Origin of the sequence: Vibrio sp. 10N.261.46.A3, from assembly GCF_041472995.1 — a bacterium.
Taxonomy (GTDB): domain Bacteria; phylum Pseudomonadota; class Gammaproteobacteria; order Enterobacterales; family Vibrionaceae; genus Vibrio; species Vibrio coralliirubri.
Map to the genome: position 1 here is coordinate 1 of NZ_JBFRRH010000086.1, position 1,723 is coordinate 1,723.

Genomic DNA, 1,723 nt, shown 5'->3' on the forward strand with positions numbered 1-1,723 from the left:
CCTTTGCCACACTGGCAAGACTGATGCTTGGCGACCTTGCCACGAACATGGTCGAGAATAAGCCCGCACTGGTCTTTATCTTCACACGCCCAAAATGTGGACTTACCTTGAATCAGTCGCATCGTTTTTTGACACACAGGGCACGGCATGGTCGGCTGCTCAATTTTCGGCAGCGTCAATGGCAACTCTCCAGACTTCATCTTGCCCACTAACGTGGTCACAAACTGCGTTTGCTGCGCCATGAAACTATCGAGTGTCATCTCTCCTTGCTCGATGCTGTCCATCCCCTGCTCCCACAACGCCGTCATGACAGGACTGCTGATTTCTTGAGGGAGGGCGGCAATAAAGTGACGCCCCGACTCTGCACTGAGTAGCGACTTACCCTTTGCCTCAATGAATCCTCTTGATTTTAGGTTCTCAATCACATCAGCACGCGTCGCTTGTGTCCCGAGCCCAGCTGTCTCTTTCAAAATCGCTTTGAAGTTCTCAGGAACGTGCTCACTTTTGGCGATATTCGCCATCGCTTCCAGCAACGTGCCTTCGGTGTAGTGCGCAGGCGGCGTGGTCTTTTTAGGCTTCATCGTAAGCGTGGATAAGGTCAGGACTTCCCCCTCAGCCAGCTCTGGCAGTGCGGGGGCTTCTTTCTCTTTTTCCCCCTCAACCACGACGCGCCACCCCTTAACACGCTCAATCTTGCCTTTGGTTTTAAATCGGTGCGCTTGACAGCTCACCTCAAGCAGCGTGGCATCGTCTTCCGCAGGCGTGAAGAACTGGCCGAGGTAGCGCTGAACTATCGCCTGATAAAGGTGGCGTTCTAGCTCCGACAAACCTGAAAGGTTTGGGGTGGTTGCGGTAGGAATGATGGCGTGGTGCGAGCTTTGCGCCACTTTTTTATCGTTCCAACACGGACTTTTGAGCTCAGGCGAGGTCTGTGTTACCCAGGTTGAAAATTCAGTGGCGGTTCCCAGCTTCGCCAATATCGCCGCCACTTCCCCTTGTTGAGACAAGGGGAGGTAAGCACAGTCCGTTCGAGGGTAAGACGTCAGTTTATGCTTTTCGTACAGCGCTTGAGCGCCATCCAGTACCGATTTGGCACTGTAACCGTATTTGGATGACATCGCTTTTTGCAGCGAGCCGAGGAAAAAGAGCGGCGGTGGGTTGGCTTTCACTCGCTTGGTTTCACAATGGGTCACCACCGCTTGCTGCCCCTGGCAAGATTGCACAACCTCATCCGCGACCGATTGCCTCAAACATCGGCCCTGCTCGTCTTGATGGGTATCTGGCACTTGCCATTTCATTGAAAACGGTATGCCATGCTCGACATTGGCTTCCACTTCATAGAAAGGTTTAGAGACAAAGTTCGCTATCGCCTTATCTCGCTCAACCACCAACCGTAAGGTAGGCGTTTGCACTCGCCCTACCGAGAGCACATTGCGATAGCCCAATTGTCGCCCCATCACGGTGCACAGTCGGGTTAAGTTCATCCCAAGCAGCCAATCTGCACGAGAGCGGGCCAGCCCAGCCTGGTAAAGCGGCTGCGTCTCTTCATCGCGTTTGAGCTGGGTGAGCGCCTTACGCACACTTTCCTCGTCCAACGCGCTGAGCCACAGCCTAGCCACGGGACCGCTGTAATTCAGATAGTCCAATAACTCACGAGCGATAACTTCCCCCTCTCGGTCCGCATCAGTGGCAATCACGACTTCACTGGCTTTCGCCAGCAACC

General features: G+C 54.0%; 1 protein-coding gene. It reads right to left on the minus strand.

Features of this window, described 5'->3' with window-relative positions:
• On the minus strand, positions 1-1,721 hold a 1,721-nt coding region (locus AB4484_RS19640; protein WP_372079912.1), incomplete at its 3' end, for a DNA topoisomerase 3.
• Positions 1,722-1,723: the final 2 nt, after the last annotated feature.